Below are 19442 nucleotides of genomic sequence, written 5' to 3' on the forward strand. Positions count from 1 at the left end.
TTATTCACTAAAAAAAACGAAGAAATTATGAACAAGACAGAATTGGTAGAGAAGATCGCAGCTGGTGCTGGTATCTCAAAGGTTGACGCAAAGAAGGCTCTCGATGCAACTGTAGCAGCTATTAAAGGCGCTCTCGTTGCTGGTGATAAGGTAGCTCTCGTGGGTTTCGGTACTTTCGCAGTTAGCGAGCGTCCTGCTCGTGAGGGTATTAACCCCGCTACTAAGGCCAAGATTAAGATTGCTGCCAAGAAGGTAGCTAAGTTCAAGGCCGGCGCTGAGCTTGCTGACGCTCTGAACTAATAAATTCTGTAAAGAAAAAGTTAAGGTGCTTCTTTTCGCAAGAAGCACCTCTTTTTTTTTATTAACCTTGAAAAGTTGCCACATTCAATAAAATTATGTACTTTTGCGAAAGCAATCATAAATAACAGCTTTTATCATGGGTAAGAAAAGAGGTGGAAAACGCATGTCAAAACGCGATATCGCTGATGCGTTACAGGCTTTATTTCAGGCACATCCGAGTGAGACGCTCAGTTTCAAACAGATTTTCAAATCGCTCAAGCTGAGCACACATCCTGCCAAGATGCTTGCCATCGATGTGATGGAAGAGCTGGCATGGGACGACTGGTTGTCGAAGGTGTCGGACAACAGCTATCGCCTGAACTTGAAGACACAGGTTCAGGAAGGCTTCTTTATACGCAAAGCCAACGGCAAGAACTCGTTTATGCCTGCTGATGGCGGCAAGCCTGTATTTGTGGCTGAGCGCAACTCGATGTTTGCGCTCAACGGAGACCGTGTCAAGGTGGCCTTTATGGCGCGCCGGCAGAATCACATCAAGGAAGCTATTGTGACCGACATCCTGGAACGCAAGCATGATCAGGCTGTTGGTGTACTGCAGGTCGAGAAGGATTTTGCGTTTTTAAACACGGAAGGCAACATCTTTGTTCATGACATTCTGATACCCAAAAAGAAACTGAAAGGCGGGAAAACCGGCGACAAGGCTGTGGTGAAAATCATCCAATGGCCTTCCGCCAGCTCGAAAAATCTCGTAGGCGAGGTCGTTGACGTGCTGGGTAAGCAAGGCGAGAACACTGTCGAGATGCACGCCATTTTAGCTCAATATGGCTTACCTTATAAATACCCGAAACGCGTTGAAGAAGCTGCTGAGAAGATTCCAGCAGAGATTACTCAATCGGAAATAGACCGACGAGAGGATTTCCGCGAGGTTCTGACCTGCACCATCGACCCTAAAGACGCAAAGGACTTCGATGATGCGCTGTCAATCCGAAAAGACGGCAACTGCTATGAGGTAGGGGTGCATATTGCCGACGTCACGCACTATGTGACGGAAGGCAGTATCATCGACCGTGAAGCTGAGCAGCGTGGCACCAGCGTCTATCTGGTTGACCGCACCATCCCCATGTTGCCTGAACGCCTGTGCAACTTTATCTGTTCGTTGCGTCCCAACGAAGAAAAGCTGAGCTACAGCGTGATCTTTAAGCTCGACGAGGAAGCAAACATCAAAGACTGGCATTTGGCACATACGGTCATTCGCAGCGACCGACGCTTTGCCTATGAAGAGGTGCAAGAGATACTGAAGACACCCGAAGATGCCGTCAAAGGGCAGAAGTCTGACACAACCGACTGGAGCACTGCTTTGCATACGCTCGACAAACTGGCCAAGAAACTACGCGAACGCCGTTTTAAGAATGGTTCGGTGAAGTTCGACCGCGAAGAACTTCATTTCGATGTTGACGAGAACGGCAAACCGACCCGTTGCTATTTCAAGAAATCGACCGATGCCACCCAACTCGTAGAAGAGTTTATGCTGCTGGCCAACAAGACGGTAGCGGAATGGGTAGGAAAAGCAGGAAAGGCAAACAAGAACGAGAAGACGGAAAAAGCCACCAAAGGCAAGACGTTCGTCTATCGTATCCACGACCAGCCCGACCCACAAAAACTGGAGAGCTTGCGTACGGCGCTGGCGCCCTTCGGTTATAAGGTGAAGACCAGTGGCACCCGTGGTGCACTGTCAAGGGGACTCAACAAGTTAATGGAGGAAGCACAGGGCATGCGCGAGCAGAAACTGGTGGAGACGCTGGCACTTCGCGCTATGATGAAAGCCAAATACTCAACCCACAACATTGGTCACTATGGCTTGGCATTTGACAACTACACCCACTTCACTTCGCCCATCCGTCGTTATCCCGACATGATGGTGCACCGACTGCTCACCCGCTATCAGGATGGCGGACGCTCAGCCAACCAGAATCACTTTGAAGAACTGTGTGAGCATGCCAGCCAAATGGAGCAAACCGCACAGAATGCCGAGCGCGACTCTATAAAATATAAAATGGTAGAGTTCATGGCCGACAAGGTCGGCGAGGAGTTCGATGCCCACATCTCTGGCGTACAATCGTATGGCATCTATTGCGAGATCGACGAGAACCACTGCGAAGGTCTCGTTGGCATGCACGATCTGGATGGCGACTACTATGAATTCGACGAGCGCAACTACTGTTTGATGGGTCGTCGTCATCATCAGAAATATCAACTTGGCGATGCCATCCGCATCAAGGTGGCTCGCGCTAACATAGAAAAGCGCCAGCTCGACTTTGTGCTGGCCGACTAAACAACCATGGCTATCAATTACACAAGAAAAGAAGAAATCTGGAACACATGGACACATGCCGGTGGTGCCATCATGGCTGGTGCCGTCGGCATTGCCTTTATCATCGTTGTGTGTCTGGGCGACATGAACCGCATGTGGGCTGGTATTGGCGTGGGGCTCTACCTGATTGGCATGACAGGCAGCTATCTGGCTTCCACCATCTACCATGCCCTGAAAGAAGACAGTAAGTGGAAGGAGCACCTGCGCAAGTGGGACCATGCCGCCATCTACTGGCACATTGCCGGCAGCTACTCGCCCATCACGCTCATTGCGATGCGCGACTACGGGCACTGGGGATGGGTGCTCTTCACCTTTGTATGGTCGTGTGCCATCATAGGCACCTTCATCAGTTTTATCCGACTGAAAGACCACTCCAACATTGAGACCATCTGCTTCTGCATTATGGGACTGTCCGTCTTGGCTGCATTCAAACCACTCATCGAGACCGTAGAGGCATGGGCAGTGGTCATGATTGTGTTAGAAGGAGTCTTTTATATCACTGGTGCTATCTTCTATTCATTCAACAAAACAAGATACATGCACACAGTGTTTCACTTCTGTGTGCTTGCTGGCTCTATCTGTCACATCATTGCAGTGTGGGACATTCTGATTTGCGGCATCTTTTAATATTATTCAGATGAAAAAATCTTTTCTACTGAGCGCACTCTTGACAACAGGCATCCTGACCATTGCAGCCCAACAGCAGCAAGATCTGGGCGACCCTACCTTTGTTCCCACCGTCAAGGTGAGTAAGACACTGGTGGACGGTGACTCTATCCAGTATATGGAGATGTCAAACGTATATGTTTACCCCGAACCAACTTTCAAGAGTAAGCGTCAGCAGCAAGCCTATATGCGACTGGTGAAGAACGTCAAGAAAGTGCTCCCTCTGGCTAAGAACGTGCGCCAGATGCTCATCGAGACTGCTGAAGTGCTGGAGAAGTTGCCAACCAAGAAAGAAAAAGATGAGCACATGAAACGTGTGGAAGCTTCTATTGTGGCAGAATACAAGCCAAAGATGAAGAAGCTCACCTTCTCACAGGGCAAATTGCTTATCAAGTTGGTAGATCGCGAGTGTAATTCTACAGCCTACGAAGCCATGCAAGCCTTTATTGGCCCTATACGTTCTGGTATGTGGCAAGCCTTCGCCTGGATGTTTGGCGCTTCACTGAAGAAAGGTTATGAACCCGAAGGTGTTGACCGTCTGACGGAACGTGTTGTACTGATGGTTGAGGCAGGACAAATATAGACTTCTGCAACTCATCGTCTTTTTGCATCCTTCTGAAAAGACAGAATGATGCAAAGCAGAAGCTAATGAGCAGAGCAACTAAAACAAAGACACTTCTTATTTTTCAGAATACAGCACCTGAACCAACGTCTGCCCCACCGCCTTCAGAGTGGTTGGATCAATATGTTCCATATCATCATGCACCGTATGCCACGTGGGGCCAAAACTGCTCTCCACGCAATCGGGGTAATATGGAATGATATCAATACAAGGAATACCTGCCACCTCATTGACCGGACCATGGTCGTCGGTTATCATGCCACCATCTTGCTGGGGGAAGAATGAACCGAAGCCTGCCACCTCGGCAGCCTTCCAAACGCGATTCACCACTTTAGGAGCATATTGACGAGAGAACAGCTCACGATAAAAGCGTGCCCCTTGTCCGCCAACCATATCCAGGAGGATGCCATAACGATAGTTTCCGCCTTCTTTCTGTACTTTCTGTTGGGCTGCCCAGTATTGAGCACCTAACGCCCATGAGTCGTTCTGACCGTCGGTACCCCAATCTTCGGCATCGAAACAGACGAAGTCGATGCCAAACGACGCCAGTGTATCCTGTGCAGTATGAATCAATCGAGCGATCTCGAGCATCACAGCCACGCCACTGGCTCCATCATTGGCTGCCATCACCGGTTTGGTATGGTTAGCCTCATCGGGATCATTATCTGCCCAAGGACGACTGTCCCAATGGGCACAAAGAAGTATTCTGTCAGTCTGTTCAGGACGATAGCTCGCTATAATATTATTAGCGCGAAGAGGTGTTCCGTCAAAGCCTTTCAAGACGGCACGCTGTTCGGTGACAGCCATTCCATAGTTCTGAAACTGTGCTACAATCCATGCAGCACACTGGTCGTGAGCCTCACTATTCATCGTACGAGGGCCGAACTCACACTGTTTGGCACAGAAGGCATAAGCAGAGTCAGCAGAAAAGGCCGGTCCCATTGCCACCATTTCGTCTTCGTCCTTAGCACTCTTTTTGGTGCCTCCACAAGCAGTCATCACGATCATTGTCATGATTAGCAGACTGATATATGCCACTATCTTTTTCTTCATTGCTCTCGATTGATTTAGGCTTGCAAATTTACAGTGAATTCCCGAAATCTCCAAATTAATTTGTGTATTTCACAAGAAAACAGTAACTTTGCCGATTGAAAAAGAGCCGACCTGCACAAGGAGGACAGCAATTATCCACCAATGTAAAGAAACAGATTGCATTGGTGCAACGAAATAACGAGATAGACATAGAAATCATTCATAAAGAGATATATAGATTATATGGAATCAAAACTGGTCATTTACAATACGCTGACACGACAGAAAGAGCGTTTTGAACCACTCCATGCACCCAACGTTGGCATGTATGTCTGTGGTCCCACCGTCTATGGCGATCCACATCTGGGCCATGCACGTCCTGCCATCACCTTCGATCTAGTATTCCGCTATTTGAAGCATTTGGGATACAAGGTGCGCTACGTACGCAACATCACTGACGTAGGTCATCTGGAGCACGATGCCGACGAAGGCGAGGATAAGATTGCCAAGAAAGCCCGTCTGGAACAGCTCGAACCTATGGAGATTGCTCAGTACTACACCAACCGCTATCATCAGTACATGGACGCACTCAACGTGCTGCGCCCTTCTATCGAGCCTCACGCCACGGGCCACATCATTGAGCAGCAACAGCTGGTACAGCAGATTATCGACAATGGATTTGCATACGAGAGCAACGGCTCTATCTACTTCGACATTGAAGCCTACAATAAGAAGTTCCAGTATGGCATCCTGTCAGGCCGTTCGCTGGAGAACGTGAAGGATGCCAGCCGCGAACTGGATGGTGTCGGAGAGAAGCACAACCAAGCCGATTTCGCTCTGTGGAAGAAAGCTCAGCCCGAGCACATCATGCGCTGGCCCTCGCCTTGGAGCGACGGTTTCCCCGGTTGGCACTGCGAGTGTACCGCGATGGGACGCAAGTATCTGGGTGAGATGTTCGACATCCACGGTGGTGGTATGGACTTGGTGTTCCCTCACCATGAGTGCGAGATTGCCCAGGCGCAGGCTTCCATGGGGCATCCTGCCGTGAAATACTGGATGCACAACAACATGCTGACCATCAACGGTCAGAAGATGGGCAAGTCGTACAACAACTTCATCACCCTTGAACAGTTCTTCACAGGCAATCATCCACTGCTCGAGAAAGCCTATTCTCCCATGACCATACGCTTCTTCGTTTTGAGCGCCCACTATCGCGGCACCGTTGACTTCTCAAACGAGGCCCTACAGGCTGCTGAGAAGGGTTATGAGAAGTTGATGAATGCCATTGCCGATTTGGATCGCATCCAGGTGAGCGACAAGTGCGACGCCGAAACAGAGAAGGTGGTCAAGACACTGCGCGAGAAGTGCTACGATGCCATGAATGACGATCTGGCTACGCCTCTGGTTCTGAGCCATCTCTTCGAAGCTTGCACCGTTGTCAACAAGTTGGTTGACCACAAGGCCACCATCTGTGCCGACTGTCTGAAGGAGCTTTCTGAGACTATGAAGCTCTTTGCTTTCGACATTCTCGGCCTAAAGTCAGAGAAAAGCGGCTCTAACGACGAGCGTGAGGCTGCCTTTGGCAAGGTGATGGACATGGTTCTGGAATTACGTGCTAAGGCCAAGGCCGAAAAAGACTGGGCTACCAGCGACAAGATTCGCGATGAGCTTGCTGCTGCCGGTTTTGAAGTGAAAGACACGAAAGACGGTGTTACTTGGAAGTTGAACAAGTAAGTCTTACACTCTCAACAAAAAAAAGAAGAAGGGTTAGGTGTTCACCTATTCCTTCTTTTTTTGATCTTTTCAAGCAAAAACACAAATTAATTTGGTTATTCTCCCGAATTGCGCTATTTTTGCGCTATGAAGATGGAAGCTGGAAATCATTTGCGATACTCTCTAAGGGGCAAATCCTTGAATTTCTTTGGAGAACCGGGCTATGGTAGTCTTGGTATTATTCATCTTGCAATAGGTATTACATTATAGCAGAAAATGAAACGAATTGCTTTTCTTTTGGTTGTTGTCATGACGGGTGTGTGTGCTTATGCACAGCTGGACGTCAAGGAGTTGAAACTTAGTAATGGCATGACCGTATGGCTGAACGAGGATCACTCCCAGCCAAAAGTCTTTGGCGCTGTTGTGGTAAAGGCTGGCGCAAAGGACTGTCCCAATACGGGTATTGCTCACTATTTTGAGCATATCATGTTTAAGGGTACTGACCGCATGGGCACTATTGACTATGAGAAAGAGAAACCTTGGCTCGACAGTATCTCGGCACAATACGACCTGCTCAGCAAGACCAAGAATGAGGCAGAGCGCACTCGCATCCAGAAACATATCAACGAACTAAGTCTAAAGGCTGCCAACTATACGATTCCCAATGAGTTCAGTCGGTTGATAACAAAATATGGTGGCAGTTCTCTGAATGCCGGCACCGGTCATGATTTGACCTACTATCACAACTCGTTCCTGCCACAGTTCATAGAACAGTGGTGCTGGCTGAACTCCGAGCGACTCATCAAACCTGTGTTCCGCGGTTTTCAGGGTGAGTTAGAGAATGTTTACGAGGAGAAAAACCGTGCAGCCGATGCCCTAGGCAATGCGCAGGATAAAGTGTTCAGTGCGGTGTTTAAGACCCAGCCCTATGCCTATTCTCTCATTGGTTCTACGGAGAATCTGAAGAATCCACGTCTGTCTGATATGGAAGCCTTTTTCAAGAAATACTATGTAGCATCAAATATGGGCCTGATCCTCTGCGGAGATATTAAGCCTGATGCGGCGCTGACAGCTTTGTTGGAGAAGACCTTCGGACGTGTGCAGACTGGTCCTGCGCCAGAACGAATAAAGAGCCCTATGCCTACGATTACGGCTGGCGAGCGTGAGGAGGTGGAACTGCCTATCCCGCTTGTGGGTGCTGAGGCTCTGATATTCAAGGCTCCAACAGAGTTTGAGCCAGATGCTCATGCGCTCGACTTGGCTAACAAGCTGCTATATAACGGTAAGGCTGGTCTTCTAGATTCGCTGGTCAACGAACACAAATTGATGATGGCTGCAGCTGTGAGTGCCTCGTTGGATGATGCAGCAGGTTCTGGCATTGTGGTCATTCCCAACCTCTTCGGTAAGATGAAAAAGGCTGAGGCCCGTGTGATGGAACAGGTCAAAAAGGTGATGGACGGTGATTTTACTGACGAGCAGATGGAGGCCCTGAAGCAAGAGATGCTGATGGAGGCAGAACTGAACATAGAAACGATTAGCAATCGCTCGAATGTGCTGATTGATGCATTCTCGAAAGGGCGCAGTTGGCAGGATGTGCTTCAAAAGATGGAAGGTATTCGCCGACTGACAAAGGCCGACGTGGTAGCTGCGGCAAGAAAGTATTATGGTGCCAACTATATCACTTTGGTCAAGAAATACGGCACGTCGAAGAAAGAAACACTGAAACAGCCAGGCTATAAGCCTATCAGTCCGAAAAATATGGATACGAAGTCGGCCTTTGCCCAGCAGTTAGAGCAGGTGCCTGTCAAGGATACAACGGTACGTACCGTTGACTTTAAAAAGGATGTGACTATCCATCCTCTCAAATCTCAAACCGTGTTGTTTTACAAGGAGAACCCCATCAATGACGTATTTAGTTTTACCATCCGCTACAAGGATGGTGAACTGCATACACCAGCACTGAAGATCATGGCCGACTATCTGTCGCAGTTGGGCACCGACTCACTGAAGAAACAGCAGTTGGAACAGGCTTGGCAGCGTATTGGCACCACGATGGAGATAGTGCCTGACAACGTAACTTTCAGCATCAACCTCACAGGTCCTGACAATCAACTGGTGCCTGCCCTGCAGCTGTTGGCACATTTCCTGCGTTCGGCCAAAGGAGATCGTGATGCACTCAAAGATGTGAAGGATGAGGACAGGGTGGAACGTAAGAGCTTCGGCAAACAGAAAGACGACGTGTTGCGACCTGTGATGCATCGTATCGCTTATGGAGAAAGGTCGTCTTATCTCACGCAGATGAGTAGGAAGGAGGTGACGTCTCTGACAGATGAAGACCTGATGGTGCTCTTCCGTGAGTTGCAGCGATATGAGTGCGAAATCTTCTACTGTGGTCGCCAACCTATAGCGTATGTAGCGAACGAGTCGCAACGCATCCTTCCTTTGGCTCAATGCACCAAGCCTCAGGCTGATACGTTCCGTCCTTTCCTGCAGTATGATGCCCCAGTGGTCTATTTCTATCATGTGCCAAAGTCACGCCAGAACTATGTGGCCAGCTATGACGCTATCGGAGCGTTGCCTACACAGGCTGACCGTGCGCAGTTCAAGCTCTGGGATGAGTATTTCGGAGGCAGTATGTCGTCTGTGCTTTTCCAAAATGTCCGTGAGTTCCGCTCGCTGGCTTACTCTACGGGTGGCAATGCTCTGACTACAAGTCTTGCCAGGCATCCAGATTCAGTGCAAGGTTATGTCACGATAACAGGTACCCAAGCCGATAAGACATTGGAGGCGCTCTCAACCATAGACTCTCTGTTGCATCAGATACCGATGAAAGAGAACAATCTGGAAGCCGCGCGTCAGAGCGTTGTCAATGATATCCAGAATGCTTATCCTACTTTCCGTACCGTGGGAGAATATGTGGCAAACCAACTGAGAGATGGGTATAGCGCTGATCCTCATGCGGATATTGCCAAAGACATACCTGCCGTTACGTCTCAGGACATCAAGCAGTTCCACCAACGGTATATCGCCTCTAATAAAAATCGTGTCTGGGTGGTTATTGGCGACAAGAAACTGACGGACATGAAGGCCCTTGCTCGCTTCGGAAAGGTGATAGAACTGAAGAAAGAGGATGTATATAGGTAAGATATACATAGGTTAAGAAAAAGCCTGTGATACAAAGAAATATATTCTTTCGTTTTGCTATTCGCTGACTTATTCGTACCTTTGCAACCATGAATTTGAAGGATTTTGAGATTATGGCGCCTGTGGGCAGCCGCGACTCGCTGGCTGCAGCGCTGAAAGCGGGAGCCGACTCCGTGTATTTTGGAGTAGAACAGCTGAACATGCGTTCACATTCGGCCAATCATTTCACCATCGACGACCTGCGCGAAATTGCTGCTACATGTAACGAAGCAGGCGTCAAGACCTACCTCACAGTGAACACCATCATCTATGGCGAGGACATCGCGATGATGCATCAGATTGTAGATGCTGCCGTCGAGGCCAAGATATCGGCTGTGATTGCCTGCGACATTGCCGTGATGACCTACTGCCGCAAGGTAGGCATGGAGGTTCACCTCTCCACACAGTTGAACATCTCCAATGCCGAAGCACTGAAGTTCTACGCTCAGTTTGCCGATGTCGTCGTGCTGGCACGCGAACTCCGTATGGATCAGGTGGCCGAGATCTACCGTCAGATAGAAGAGCAGAACATCTGCGGTCCCAGCGGCAAACAGGTACGCATCGAGATGTTCTGCCACGGTGCTCTGTGCATGGCCGTGAGTGGCAAGTGCTATATGAGTCTTGACAACACGGGGCGCTCGGCAAACCGAGGCTCGTGCATGCAGATATGTCGCCGTTCATACCTGGTGACCGACCGCGAGACGGGCACCGAACTGGAGATAGACAACAAGTATATCATGAGTCCCAAAGACCTGAAGACTGTTCGTTTCATCGACAAGATGATGAATGCCGGTGTCCGCGTCTTCAAGATTGAAGGACGTGCGCGCGGTCCCGAATATGTGCTCACCGTGGTGCAATGCTATAAGGAAGCCATCCAGAGCGTACTCGACGGCACGTTTACCGAAGAGAAGAAGGATGCTTGGGACGAGCGCCTTGCCACCGTCTTCAACCGAGGTTTCTGGGATGGTTACTATCAAGGACAGACACTGGGCGAGTGGAACACCAACTACGGCTCAAGTGCCACCGAGCGCAAGAAGTATATCGGCAAGGGCGTAAAATACTTCTCGAAGTTGGGGGTAGCAGAGTTCTCTGTAGAAGCTGGCACTTTCAGCGTAGGCGACAAGATGCTCATCACCGGTCCCACAACAGGTGCACTCTATGTGACCGTTGATGAGATTCACGATGACACCAGCAGTGTACAAACAGCCCAACAAGGCACACGCGTCAGCATCAAGGTGCCAGAGAAGGTGCGTCCCAGCGACAAGCTATTCCTCATTGAGAAAGTTGAACATTAATAGTTCTTGGTGTTGCCAAGCAAATCAATTATTGATAATTAGGGAATCATTGAAATATGACTATCAACGAAAGACAAGACGAAATTATCGAGGAATTCAGTGGATTTGACGACTGGATGGATAAATACCAACTGCTCATCGACTTAGGCAATGAGCAGGAGCCGCTTGACGAGAAATACAAAACAGAGAGCAACCTGATTGACGGCTGCCAAAGTCGAGTATGGCTACAGGCCGACTATGTCGATGGAAAGATTCACTTCCAAGCCGAGAGCGATGCGCTGATTGTGAAAGGCATTGTGGCATTGCTCATCCGTGTACTTAACGACCAAACGCCGCAAGACATTCTGAGTGCCGACCTCTACTTCATCGAAGAGATTGGCCTGAAGGAGCACCTCTCCCCCACCCGCAGCAATGGTCTGCTGGCTATGGTTAAACAGGCTCGCATGTATGCGTTGGCCTTCAGTCAGAAAGCATAAAGGGGACTACTCTGTCAGATTCTCTTCATACGCATTGATGCGCTGCAGGTAGTAATCACGAAAATCATCCCAATGATAGTATGGGGCAACATCTGTATTCAAAGGCAGAGTTGCCTCATTTTCGTTTAACAGGATTTTGAACAACACATCCTTATCTGATACATTCTTGCGATAAAATGCGAACTGGACATTAGCCCCCATCGGCAAGACGCGATAGTCCACCCATCCACGTTTTTCCAGTTGATCCAGTTCATCCACCTGTTGATCGTAGCCATCCAGTCCCAACAAGCACACCAGTGGCATGATTACCATCTCATGACCAAAGCGAAGCGTACTGCCAGGATGTGCCATTTTGATACAACTGTCGGCCTGCTCAATGATGCGTCGCAACAGGTTGCGCTGCGAATAAGGCTGATCACCACCATCATACGGTGAGAATCCGTTTGTCAGATACTGCAACACATTCTCTTTCTGCCAGTTTTCGTATATCTCTTGATCAGTGTATAGATCATAGAAGGTCATCTCCTTGCGCAATTCCGAGCTCTGCAGATTGGATGCCAACCGAAACAGATGTCGGTTGAGCTTCTCACCATCCACCTGCTGTTCCAGATAGTCTTTGTCATTAAACAAAGCGCCCACCATGCGCTGCCAGCGACGACGTTTCTTACAGAACGTGTCAAAAGCCCGACGCTTCTGTGCCGACAGTCGTTCGGCCTGCAGCCCACTATCCCGCTGACACATATAGTACATCTCATGAAGGCTGGCATCCTGATGAATATCCAACTTCTGATTCAACAGCAACAATTGCTGCAATGCCACGCCCATGGCCAGCACCGTCTGTCCGTCGGTGGTACTATGCGCCTCCACATGCGCCCCTTCTCCAAACACAGGTCTGAATCGTTCATACATGCGTGCAATGATGACCCGCTGTTGCGACAGTCCCACCTCTGTCAGTTCGCCCCATCGCTGATAAGCCTCAGCCTTCATCCGTCTGACACGATCCAGCACATCTTTCCCCAGCGAGGTCAGCATGCCCTTATCATCAGCCGTCGTCAGGCAGTTCAAAGCAAAGTCATAGTCTATCTCCTCCTCATGATGATGCGAGCCGAAATGTCCGTAGTGGCTGACATAGAACAAGCGTTTCCCTTCGGGAGCTGGTGTCTGTTTGCGCTGCCGCGGGATAGGATATGCCAAAAACTCGCCACCAGACAGTCTCAGGTTCTTCTTGAACTCCTCCTTGGGCGTCGGTGCCTGTGTTTGCATCTGTATTTGACCCATGCCAGAAGACGAGAGTGCCGTCAGCATCAGCAGAAAAAACAGTTTTCGCATTGTTCTTAGTTATTATTTGATGCAAAAGTACAAAATAAATCAGAATTCTTCATGAAAGCATCTAAAAAAATTTGGTTATTCACGTTGTTTTCAGTAACTTTGCTCCAAAATTAAAGCACATGGCAAAGAATCAAGTTTGGAACGATGACTTCTGGTTGCCGCTACTGCAGCTCTACCTGAAAAAACCTGTAGGCACCAAACCACTCTACAGCAAAGATTTGGTGGACCTCAGCCTGGAGTTACACATTGCTCCACAGGCCCTGCAAGCTCGCATGCACCAGATAGAAAGACTTGAGACTCCACTCATTGAGCGCCTCTGGCAGACCTACAGCGAGAATCCTCGCCGCCTGCAGCGTGCTGTCAACACCCTGCGTCAGATGAAAGACTTTGGCGCCAGCGATGCATTCTATCGTGGTGTCGAGATACAAGAGTCGTTCGAGAAAGACTTCCGCCCATTGCCCGAGAACGAGCGGCTGAAGCCCGTCATGCTGATTCTTGTGCTCAATCTCTTCTTCCAGCTGACCCCTGCCACAATGGTCGAAGAGACGCCTGAGGTTGTCGAGCTGGCCCGCCAGATGAAGCTGTCGCCTGCCGAGGTCGTTGAAGTGCTCGTCACCTTCCAATCGTGCGATCCCTACTTTACCAAAAGTGATGTCACGCCATCACCACTCTTGCCCGCATGCCAGCAGATCTGGCATCGCTATGGCAATGGAGACCCCAACCAGCTTAACGAACTGGCACAGGAACTGATGGCTTATTTCAAGTAAATTATGGCTCAGATTCAGACTCAGGAACAGCGACAAGAACAGCGCATGCAGCAAGCCATCTCGCAGCAACAGCTGTTGAATGCACAACTGGTGGAACTACCCCTTCAGCAATTCATTGAACGGGTCAACACCGAGATGCACGACAATCCTGCTCTGGAACAACAGACAGACGAGCCAGAATATCCCGACAACCCAGATTTTAACGACAGTCTTGACGCTCAGGATAACCCCAACGAAGACTACGACAGTCAGCGAGAACGCGAAGAACGTCAAGACGCGCTTGACGCCGCCTTGCAAAGTTTTGGCCAAGACGACGAGGATCTGCCTGTCTATTCTGGCAGTCACACCACGGACGAAGATTCTCATGAAGAAGAGTCCTTTGGCACCAACGAGACCTTCTATGACATGCTGCTACAGCAAGTCAGCGAACTGGAACTCAGCGACGAGGAACGCTATGTGATGGAGTATCTCATCCGCTCATTGGCCGACGATGGTCTGCTGCGCACTCCCATCGACACCATCGCAGAGGAGCTGGCAATCTATCACAACATTGATCTCAGCCCAGAAGAAGTCGAGAAGATTCTTCATCGTCTTCAGCAATTTGACCCACCAGGCATTGGCGCTCGCAATCTGCAGGAATGCCTGCAACTACAAGTTAAGCGCAAACTCGACGAAGACACCAGTAACGTCGCGCCACAAGACAAGCTCGACATGGAGCAGCTCATGCTGCGCGTCCTCACCGATCACTTCGACGACTTTAAGAACCAGCGATGGGATAAGTTGCAGAAAGACCTCAACATAGGCAGTCAGCGGATGCAAGACCTGACGCGCGAACTGCGTCACCTCAATCCACGTCCTGGTGCATCCATGAGTGAGACCATCGGTCACTCCATACACCAAATCACCCCCGATTTCATTGTTGAAACACAAGACGATGGTACCGTCACCTTCACACTGAACACCAACGACATACCACAGTTGCAGGTTTCTCCATCATTTGCCGAACTGCTGAAGGACTATCAATCCAACAAGGACAGCATGACCCGCCAGATGAAGGAAGCCCTGCTCTACACCCGTCAGAAAGTAAGTGCAGCACAAAGTTTCATCGATGCCATCAAGATGCGTCATCACTCCATGACCCTCACCATGAAGGCCATCATTCAGTTGCAACACCCTTTCTTCGTGGAGGGCGACGAGACGCTACTTCGCCCCATGATATTGAAAGACGTGGCTGAGAAGACCGGACTGGACATCAGCACCGTCTCCCGTGTTTCCAACTCCAAATACGCTCAGACGCGATGGGGTACCTTCCCCCTGCGCTATTTCTTCAGCGAGAGTTTCACCACACAGAATGGCGAGGAGCTGTCCACCCGCGTTGTCAAAGCAGTATTGCGCGAGATGATCAACGAGGAAGACAAGCGCCATCCCCTTGCCGACGATGTTCTCTGTAAGATGCTGGCGCAGAAAGGCTATCCCATAGCCCGCCGTACCGTAGCCAAATATCGCGAGATGCTGGGCATACCCATTGCACGTTATAGAAAGTCTAATTAGTCATCATCAGGATGTCAAGAGAAAAAAACATCATCAGGATATCAAAAGATAAAAGCATCATCATTGCCGCCCGCACTATCAGCATGATGTTCACCCCCTTTTACCTGCCGTTGGTAGGTCTTATTGTACTGTTCACCTTCAGCTATCTCAGTCTGCTGCCTGCAGGCTATCGGTTCATGGTGCTTAGCTTGGTGTACCTGTTCACCATCCTCATGCCCACCTTTCTCATTCGTCTTTATCGCAACTATCATGGTTGGACACTTTTCGAACTGAGCAGCAAGCGCCGTCGCCTTGTGCCCTACCTCATTTCCATCTGCAGCTATCTGCTGTGCATACAGGTGCTCAACGCACTCAACATTTTCCATTTCGTATCATCCATTGTCTTTGCGGCATTGATGGTACAGATTGTGTGTGCCATCATCAACGTGTGGTGGAAGATTTCCACCCATACCGCAGCCATCGGAGGTGTGGCAGGTGCCCTGTTGGTGTTTGCCGAGATATTCTCCTTCAACCCTGTCTGTTGGCTTTGCCTCACCCTCATCGTAGCCGGTCTGTTGGGCAGTGCCCGCATGTTTCTGCGTCAGCATACGCTGGCCCAGGTGTGTGTAGGCTTCCTTGTAGGCTTCCTCATTGGTGGTACAGGCATTTTCTATTTCGCAATTGATTAAAAAGTATCAAGAATATGAAACCAGTAGTAAGTATCATCATGGGCAGCACGAGCGACCTGCCCGTCATGGAAAAAGCATGTAAGTTGCTCGACGAGATGCAGGTTCCTTTTGAAGTCAACGCACTCTCTGCCCACCGCACTCCCGATGCCGTCGAGACCTTTGCGCGCACAGCCCAGGAACGTGGTCTGAAGGTTATCATTGCCGGTGCCGGTATGGCTGCCGCCCTGCCTGGTGTCATCGCAGCCTCAACCACGCTGCCCGTCATCGGTGTTCCCATCAAGGGCATGCTTGACGGTCTCGACGCCATGCTCTCCATCATCCAGATGCCCCCAGGCATTCCCGTAGCCACCGTGGGTGTCAACGGAGCTCAGAACGCAGCCATTCTGGCTGTCGAGATGCTTGCCCTCAGCGATGCTGACCTGGCAAAGCGACTGAGCGACTACAAGACTGGTCTGAAGAGCAAGATCGAGAAAGCCAACAAGGATTTAGCAGAAGTGAAATATGAGTATAAGACGAACTAGTAGTGTCTGCCACGTAGGCCACATTGCCATTGGTGGCGACAACCCCATCCGCATACAGTCGATGGCTACCACCGACACCAACGACACCGAGGCAAGCGTGGCTCAGGCCAAGCGCATTATCGATGCTGGCGGCGAACTGGTACGCTTCACCACCCAAGGCAGTCGCGAGGCAGAGAACATGAAGAACATCTCTGCCCGTCTGAAGGCCGATGGCTACACCACCCCACTGGTGGCCGATGTGCATTTCACAGCTCACACTGCCGACATTGCAGCACAGTACTGCGAGAAGGTGCGCATCAACCCAGGCAACTATGTTGACCCGGGCCGCACGTTCAAACACCTGGAATACACCGACGAGGAGTATGCCGCCGAACTCGAGAAAATAGAGAAGAAGCTCGTGCCCTTCATCAACATCTGTAAGGAGCACCACACGGCCGTGCGTATCGGTGTGAACCACGGCTCCCTGTCCGACCGCATCATGAGTCGCTATGGCGACACCCCCGAGGGTATCGTAGAGAGCTGCATGGAGTTCCTGCGCATCTTCCGTCGCGAACAGTTCAACGATGTGGTCATCTCCATCAAGGCCTCGAATACGGTTGTCATGGTGACCACCGTGCGCCTGTTGGTGAAGACCATGGACCAGGAGGACATGCACTATCCTCTGCACCTGGGCGTCACCGAGGCTGGCGAAGGCGAAGATGGCCGCATCAAGTCGGCACTGGGCATTGGAGCCCTGCTGACCGAAGGCATTGGCGACACCATCCGTGTGAGCCTCAGCGAGGAACCCGAATACGAGATTCCCGTTGCCCGCAAGCTGGTGGACCTGATTCCCGAATGCACCAGGCTCCGTGCCGAGGCAGAGGCCAGCATTCAGGACGACACCATCACGCTGTGTCTTGATGCACCCGACTGGGAGACCTACCAGCTGAAGGCCGCCATGGCCGTAGGTGCCCTGCTCATAGACCGCAAAGCCACGAAGCTGCAACTGTCTGTCAGCCAACAGCCGACAGCCGACAGTCAGATGCTCACATCGCTGGCCGACGCCATTCTTCAGGCAGCACGCATCAAGTTCACCAAGACAGAATATATCTCTTGTCCAGGTTGCGGACGCACGCTCTACAACCTGCAGGACACCATTGCCAAGATCAAGGCAGCCACGAAAGAGCTGGTCGGACTGAAGATTGGCATCATGGGATGCATTGTGAATGGCCCCGGCGAGATGGCCGATGCCGACTATGGCTACGTGGGTGCTGGTCGTGGCAAGATCAGCCTCTATCGTGCCAAGGAGTGTGTGCTGAAGAACATTCCTGAAGAGGAAGCCGTAGAACGCCTTTTAGAACTGATCAACAACGACCGCGCCGCCAAGGCGTAGGCCGTTGCGCTGTATAAAAACAAGAAGAAGCCCCGGGCAACACTGTCCGGGGCTTCTTTTATTTAGAAAGATAAGTTGTGGGATTATCCGAAAAATTCGCCATCACCCTGCTGGTCGTAGCTGCTGCCATCGAAGCAGTGCGTACAAACGCTGTTCTTGGGCAGACCTATAGATGCGACGAGGTCCTCGAGCGTTGCAAACTTCACCGAGGTGAGTCCCAGACGGCGGGCAATCTCATCGACCATGCGCTTGTATTCGGGCGAGTCTGTCTGTGCATACTTGTCGAGCTTGGCCTTGTCGTCGCCTTCAAAGTCGCGAATAATCTGACGAGTGATCAGCTCCATATCGCTCTTTGAAGAGGTGAAACCGATGAATGGACAGCCATAGACCAATGGCGGACACGAGATACGCACATGTACTTCCTTGGCACCATTCTCAAAGAACTCGCGCACATTGTCGCGCAACTGTGTGCCACGCACGATAGAGTCGTCGCAGAACACGATGCGCTGGTCCTTCAGAATATTACCATTAGGAATCAGTTTCATCTTAGCCACCAGGTTACGACGCGCCTGATTGTTGGGAGTAAACGAGCGTGGCCAGGTGGGTGTGTACTTCAGTACGGCACGCTTGTATGGAATCTTAGCACCATCAGCATAGCCCAGAGCCATGCCTACACCCGAGTCGGGGATACCGCATACCAAGTCGGCTTCCACTTGATCTTTCTCACCCATGCGCTTACCATTGCGCTCACGCACCTCTTCCACGTTGATACCCTCGTAGCAAGAGGCAGGGAAGCCATAGTAAACCCACAAGAACGAACAAATCTGACAGCGCTTGAAGGCTGGCTGCATCACTTCCACTGCGTCGCTCTTCACCTTGACAATCTCGCCGGGACCGATGTCGCGCACGGTCTTATAACCCAGATTGGGGAAGCTGGTAGTCTCGCTCGACAGGGCATAGCCATCTTCTCGGTGGCCCAGCACGATGGGGGTGCGGCCCAGGAAGTCGCGCGCTGCGATGATGCCATCCTCTGTCAGAATCAGCATTGAGCACGAACCCTTGATTTTACGATAGACCAGATTGATGCCATCCACAAACGTGTTGCCCATGTTGATGAGCAGAGCCACGAGCTCTGTTTGGTTCAGGTTGTTGGCACTCTGCTCGCTCAAGTGCATACGCTGCGCCAGAAGTTCGTCGGCAATTTCGCGCAAGTTGTTTATCTTTGCCACCGTGACCACGGCATAGCGTCCCAAATGTGAGTTGATGATGATTGGCTGAGGGTCGGTATCGCTGATGACGCCTATGCCCAAATTACCAGAAAAGTCGTCAAGTTCGTCTTCAAACTTCGAACGGAAATAGTCGCGCTCCAAAGAGTGGATACTGCGTGAAAATCCCTTTTCTTCATCGTAAGTTACCAAACCTGCACGTCGTGTACCAAGGTGTGAATTGTAATCGGTTCCGTAAAACAAATCGTTTACGCAACTCTTTGTAGAGATTGTGCCAAAAAAGCCGCCCATAATTGTTATCGCTGTGTTGATTAAAAATCGGTGCAAAATTACAAAAATCTCGCTGAATGAGC

General features: G+C 50.4%; 16 protein-coding genes. 13 read left to right on the top strand and 3 right to left on the bottom strand.

All coding sequences use genetic code 11. The features are described from left to right. Positions 1-27 precede the first annotated feature (27 nt). The 4 genes from L6472_RS12420 to L6472_RS12435 all read left to right on the top strand — a co-directional run bounded on the left by L6472_RS12420 (position 28) and on the right by L6472_RS12435 (position 3917). Complete coding sequence (locus L6472_RS12420) at positions 28-300, top strand: HU family DNA-binding protein (RefSeq protein ID WP_027449222.1); 273 nt, start codon at positions 28-30, stop codon at positions 298-300. Positions 301-436: 136 nt separating this feature from the next. Continuing rightward, positions 437-2629, top strand: a complete 2193-nt coding sequence (gene rnr, locus L6472_RS12425) for a ribonuclease R (RefSeq protein WP_237805566.1) — start codon at positions 437-439, stop codon at positions 2627-2629. A 6-nt stretch (positions 2630-2635) separates the two neighbouring features. Next, positions 2636-3295: a hemolysin III family protein gene (locus L6472_RS12430; RefSeq protein WP_237805568.1), complete on the top strand. Its 660-nt coding sequence runs from the start codon at positions 2636-2638 to the stop codon at positions 3293-3295. Positions 3296-3305: 10 nt separating this feature from the next. Next, positions 3306-3917 carry a DUF4294 domain-containing protein gene (locus L6472_RS12435; protein WP_237805570.1) on the top strand — a complete coding sequence of 204 codons (612 nt, stop codon included), beginning with the start codon at positions 3306-3308 and terminating at the stop codon, positions 3915-3917. A 96-nt stretch (positions 3918-4013) separates the two neighbouring features. On the opposite strand, the gene L6472_RS12440 is transcribed toward L6472_RS12435, so the two are convergent. Next, on the bottom strand, positions 4014-5009 hold the full coding sequence (locus L6472_RS12440) for a M28 family peptidase (protein ID WP_237805572.1): 996 nt from the start codon (positions 5007-5009) through the stop codon (positions 4014-4016). Positions 5010-5231: 222 nt separating this feature from the next. Here L6472_RS12440 and cysS point away from each other — a divergent pair, with 222 nt between their 5' ends. The 4 genes from cysS (at position 5232) to L6472_RS12460 (ending at position 11655) form a co-directional block, all read left to right on the top strand. After that, on the top strand, positions 5232-6722 hold the full coding sequence (gene cysS / locus L6472_RS12445; RefSeq protein WP_237805574.1) for a cysteine--tRNA ligase: 1491 nt from the start codon (positions 5232-5234) through the stop codon (positions 6720-6722). Between the two features lie 255 nt (positions 6723-6977). Continuing rightward, the gene (locus L6472_RS12450) at positions 6978-9845 is read left to right on the top strand and encodes a pitrilysin family protein (protein ID WP_237805576.1); all 2868 of its coding nucleotides are present in this window, start codon (positions 6978-6980) and stop codon (positions 9843-9845) included. Between the two features lie 89 nt (positions 9846-9934). Continuing rightward, a complete protein-coding gene (locus tag L6472_RS12455; RefSeq protein WP_237805578.1) occupies positions 9935-11179 on the top strand; it encodes a U32 family peptidase in 1245 nt (414 codons plus the stop codon). A gap of 56 nt (positions 11180-11235) precedes the next feature. Further along, positions 11236-11655, top strand: coding sequence for a SufE family protein (locus L6472_RS12460; RefSeq protein WP_237805580.1), 420 nt, complete (start codon positions 11236-11238; stop codon positions 11653-11655). 6 nt (positions 11656-11661) lie between these two features. Here the strand turns inward: L6472_RS12460 and L6472_RS12465 are convergent, their stop codons facing one another. Continuing rightward, positions 11662-12984: a histidine-type phosphatase gene (locus L6472_RS12465; RefSeq protein WP_237805582.1), complete on the bottom strand. Its 1323-nt coding sequence runs from the start codon at positions 12982-12984 to the stop codon at positions 11662-11664. Positions 12985-13103: 119 nt separating this feature from the next. Here L6472_RS12465 and L6472_RS12470 point away from each other — a divergent pair, with 119 nt between their 5' ends. From L6472_RS12470 to ispG, 5 genes are read left to right on the top strand one after another with little or no spacing between them, the layout of a single operon-like run. After that, positions 13104-13751, top strand: coding sequence for a hypothetical protein (locus L6472_RS12470; protein ID WP_237805584.1), 648 nt, complete (start codon positions 13104-13106; stop codon positions 13749-13751). A gap of 3 nt (positions 13752-13754) precedes the next feature. Beyond that, positions 13755-15302 (top strand): RNA polymerase factor sigma-54, encoded by a 1548-nt coding sequence (gene rpoN / locus L6472_RS12475; RefSeq protein WP_237805586.1) that lies wholly within the window; start codon positions 13755-13757, stop codon positions 15300-15302. 11 nt (positions 15303-15313) lie between these two features. Further along, positions 15314-15970: a phosphatase PAP2 family protein gene (locus L6472_RS12480; protein WP_237805588.1), complete on the top strand. Its 657-nt coding sequence runs from the start codon at positions 15314-15316 to the stop codon at positions 15968-15970. A 14-nt stretch (positions 15971-15984) separates the two neighbouring features. Continuing rightward, positions 15985-16491 (top strand): 5-(carboxyamino)imidazole ribonucleotide mutase, encoded by a 507-nt coding sequence (gene purE, locus L6472_RS12485; RefSeq protein WP_237805590.1) that lies wholly within the window; start codon positions 15985-15987, stop codon positions 16489-16491. Continuing rightward, positions 16472-17863: a (E)-4-hydroxy-3-methylbut-2-enyl-diphosphate synthase gene (gene ispG, locus L6472_RS12490; protein WP_237805592.1), complete on the top strand. Its 1392-nt coding sequence runs from the start codon at positions 16472-16474 to the stop codon at positions 17861-17863. Before purE ends, ispG begins: the two co-directional genes overlap by 20 nt. 83 nt (positions 17864-17946) lie before the next feature. Here ispG and L6472_RS12495 read toward each other — a convergent pair whose 3' ends face one another. Next, on the bottom strand, positions 17947-19380 hold the full coding sequence (locus L6472_RS12495) for an amidophosphoribosyltransferase (protein ID WP_237805594.1): 1434 nt from the start codon (positions 19378-19380) through the stop codon (positions 17947-17949). Between the last annotated feature and the right edge of the window lie 62 nt (positions 19381-19442).

This window comes from Prevotella sp. E13-17 (assembly GCF_022024035.1).
GTDB lineage: Bacteria > Bacteroidota > Bacteroidia > Bacteroidales > Bacteroidaceae > Prevotella.